We start from the raw sequence: 3695 nt of genomic DNA on the forward strand, positions 1-3695 counted from the left end.
GGGGAACTCAGCCGACAGGCCGGCGTACACGGCCGACACCAGGGCACGGTCCGCGGCGCGGCGCCCGGCGCGTCGGTCTTCGTCCAGTCCGTGCTGGACGCCGCCGGCCGGCTCTCCGGCCTGCCCGTCGACCTCAACGACCTGCTGGCCGAGGCCTACGCCGCGGGCGCCCGGATCCACAACAACAGCTGGGGTGCGGAGGCCGGCTCGGTCTACCGGATGAGCTCGCTGGAGATCGACGAGTTCGTCAGCGAGCACCCGGACATGCTCGTCGTCGTCGCCGCGGGCAACGCCGGGCGGGCCCTGGCTCCCCGGCACGTGCCGGCCGGCTTCGTCGACCTCTTCTCGGTGACCGCGCCGGCCACCGCCAAGAACGCCCTGACCGTCGGCGCGAGCCGCAGCACCCGGGGCGTGCCCGACCTGACCTGGCGCGAGTGGTCCCCGGCCGGTTTCCCGGACGCCCCGATCGGCGACGAGCGGCTCGGCGGCGACCCGGACTCGCTGGCCGCGTTCAGCAGCCGGGGACCGTGCCAGGAGCACGACCGGATCAAGCCGGACCTGGTGGCGCCGGGCACCTGTGTCGTGTCCACCCGGTCCGCCCTCGCCCCGGACCGCTCCTTCTGGCGGGACTGGGACGACAACTACGCGGTGCTGGGCGGCACCAGCATGGCCGCGCCGCTCGTCGCCGGAGCCGCGGCCCTGGTCCGGGAGTGGTTCACCGGCCACGCCCACGTGCCGAGCGCCGCTCTGCTGAAGGCGTCGCTGCTCAACGGCACCCGCTGGCTCGGCGGGCGGGACGCGGCGGCGCAGCATCCGTACCCGCCCAACTGCCACCAGGGCTTCGGCCTGCTCGACCTGGCCGGCGCCCTGCCCGCCATGTACGCCGACACCTGGGCGGCCGCCTCCCCCGGCCGGTCGCTGGACCGGCTCGGGCAGACCGTCCGGCTGACGCTGCATCGCACCGATCCCGGCCCGCTGCGCGTCTGCCTGGCCTGGACCGATCCGCCCGGGCGCGGCATCCAGCACGCGCTCAGCCTGGTCGTGGTGCACCTCACGGACGGGCGCCGCTGGTCCGGCAACGAGCAACGCCGCACCGCCTACGCGACCGCCGACACCGCCAACAACGTGCAGATCGTCCGCCTCGACCGGGCCGGGCCGGGCGACTACTCGATCGAGGTGACCGCCGTGTCGGAGCTGCTCTTCGGGCCGCAGGACTTCGCGGTGGCCGTGACCGGCGGGCCCACCGACGTGCCCGGCGCCGGATGGCAGGGACAGCCGTGAACGCGGCGCGCGCGGCGCTGGCCGCCGAGTACCGCGAGCTGCTGCGGGCCCAGGGCCTGGAGGACCTCGTCGGGCGGACCGCCACGCCCGAGGAGGAAGCACTCCTGATCGCCCGGATCACGGAGCAGGCACAGCGATCGGCGGCCGACTACGGCGAACGGAATCTGCTGCCGCCCGAGCCGCCCGAGCCGCGCGGCGGCGGACCGCGGGACCGCTACGCCGCCACCTCGGAGCGGATCGAGCGGGCGGTCCGTGAGCTCAGCGGGGAGCTGCCCGGCCCGGTGTACGTCGGCGAGTACCCCCACCGGTCGTTCAACGCCGAAGCGCTCGCCGCCCGCCACGGCACGCTGCTGCTGATCAACACCGGCCTGCACTACCTGCTCGTCGAGGTGGCCCTCGCGCTCAACACCAGAGTGCGGGTGGCCGAGCGGCGCCCGGACGGCGGCTATGACGTCCAGCCGACCACCGAGGCCATGGAACGCCGCCGGCGGCAGGCGGACGAGAACCTGGTCGGCTCGCTGGCGGCGTACGTGCTGCACACGGATCCCGGGCGCGGCGGCAAGCAGGAGGTCGACGGCACCACCCGCGGCGCGCTGAGTTATCTCTACGCCGGCGCCGCGGAGACCTTCGCCGTGGCCCACGAGTACGGCCACTTCCTGGCCGGGCACCTCACCCGTACCGGCCGGCGCCCGAGCGGTACCGAGTGGCTGCGCAAGAGTCACGACCAGGAGTTCGAGGCGGACGAGATCGGGATGCTGCTCGCCCTGAAAGCCCTGGAGTACGACGAGCAGGAACAGAGCCCGTTGTTGCGCAAGTCCATCGCGGTGACCGGGACGTTCCTGTTCTTCGCGGTCGACCACCTGCTGAACCGCGTGCGCGACGAGGTGCCGGAGCTCGGCGGCGCGGCGATCGTCGCGGACCACCCGCCGTCGGACGCCCGGGCCGCCACCCTGCGCCGGACTCTGACCGAGCTGGAGGGGCCGGACATCTTCCAGCTGGTCGACGCCACCATCCCGATCCTGGCCGAGCACGAAGGTGAGATCATCGCCAGCCTGCGCCGGCTGCTGCGGGCGGCTAAGTGACCACGACGGCGGCGAAGGACTCGCCGGCTCGCAGGCGGCGGACGAGGTCCAGCACGGCATCGGCACCGCCGTGCGCGGCGGCCCAGCGGTCCACCACGCAGGCACTGTCGCGGTAAAAGTCCGTCGAGGGCGCAGCGCCGGCGCGCACAGCCGCCAGCGCTTGGGCGTAGTCGATCGGGCAGCGTTCGCCGGGCGGCTTCGCGGTCAGGTAGCGGGGATCGTCCGAGACCAGCACCGCGATGCCCTCGTGGAACCAGCGCGGCACCTGGTCGTAGCGGGAGTCGAGCCGCCGGTACAGCTCCGCGTGGGTCAGCTCGTGGCTGGCGATCACCACGTCGGCGCCGCCCGGGGACAGCGCCAGCGCACGGTCCCGCAGGGCCTGTCCCTTCTCGCCGCCACCGCCGATGTGCTCGTAGCACTCCGCGCTGAGGCAGACCAGGACGCGGGGGCTGCTGCGCATCGCACCGAGGTAGTCGCTGACCCGCTGCCTCGCCGCCGCGATCATGTCCACCACCTGACGCCGCTGCTCGGGCGTCGCGCCGTCGTCGACGTAGACGTCCGGTGCGGCCTGACGCAGCCCGTAGCAGCCGGGACAGGCGGCCGCGACGGCGATCGGGTAGAGCACCACGAGCGCGGCCACGGCGGCCACCAGGACCGCGGCGAGCGCGGCGACTACAAGCCGCTTCTTCGACAACACTGCTCCTCAAGCGTCACGGCGGACAAAGACCAGCCAGGCGGCAGCGACGCACCCCGCGGCCCAGCACGACAGGGTGAGCAGGCCGCCGGCCCGGCCCAGGGCGGCCGGGCCGCCGGGCAGGCCCACGAGGCTGAGTGCCGCGTCGTGCGGCAGGTACTTCACCAGCCCCGGGACGACGCCGCGGAGCATCGGTGCCACCAGCAGAGCCGCGACGGACAGCACGGCGAGCGGGGTCACCACGGTCCGCACGATGACCGCGAAGCCGTAGCCGACCAGCGCGAGCAACAGGTACGCGCTCACCAGCGCGGCCAGGCCGGTGCCGGCGGCGGCACGCGGAAACGGCAGCCCCACCAGGACGGCCGCGAGCACGCTGACCAGCGCGCACACAGCGGACTTGGCGGCGAACAGCCGGGTCCGGCCGGGCACGGCGAGCAGGCTGACCCGGACCTGCCCGCCGCGGAACTCGCTGCCGGCGGCGAAGACCGCGATCGAGACGAAGACGTAGACCGGGGCCAGCAGCGGGGCGCCGAGCCGGGCGATCGGGACCGGGCCGTCCGGACCGGCGACGCGGACGGCATCCGTCGCGGCGAGGACGCCGAGCCCACCGTTGACGGCGAGCGCGCCGGTCAGGGCGA

4 protein-coding genes are annotated in these 3695 nt (G+C 74.4%); 2 read left to right on the top strand and 2 right to left on the bottom strand.

What is annotated here, in order from left to right; all coding sequences use genetic code 11:
* Both AB0C29_RS38045 and AB0C29_RS38050 read left to right on the top strand, forming a co-directional pair.
* Positions 1 to 1281: S8 family serine peptidase (locus AB0C29_RS38045; protein ID WP_360831085.1), on the top strand; the 1281-nt coding region annotated here is incomplete at its 5' end.
* The gene (locus AB0C29_RS38050) at positions 1278 to 2363 is read left to right on the top strand and encodes a hypothetical protein (protein ID WP_360831088.1); all 1086 of its coding nucleotides are present in this window, start codon (positions 1278 to 1280) and stop codon (positions 2361 to 2363) included. The genes AB0C29_RS38045 and AB0C29_RS38050, both read left to right, overlap by 4 nt.
* Here the strand turns inward: AB0C29_RS38050 and AB0C29_RS38055 are convergent.
* Entirely contained in the window at positions 2356 to 3057 is a 702-nt protein-coding gene (locus AB0C29_RS38055) for a hypothetical protein (RefSeq protein ID WP_360831091.1), read from the bottom strand. The genes AB0C29_RS38050 and AB0C29_RS38055 overlap by 8 nt on opposite strands.
* A 9-nt stretch (positions 3058 to 3066) precedes the next feature.
* Positions 3067 to 3695 (bottom strand): hypothetical protein (locus AB0C29_RS38060; RefSeq protein WP_360831093.1); only part of this gene is annotated, 629 nt, incomplete at its 5' end.

Origin of the sequence: Actinoplanes sp. NPDC048791, from assembly GCF_040650095.1 — a bacterium.
Lineage (GTDB): Bacteria > Actinomycetota > Actinomycetes > Mycobacteriales > Micromonosporaceae > Actinoplanes.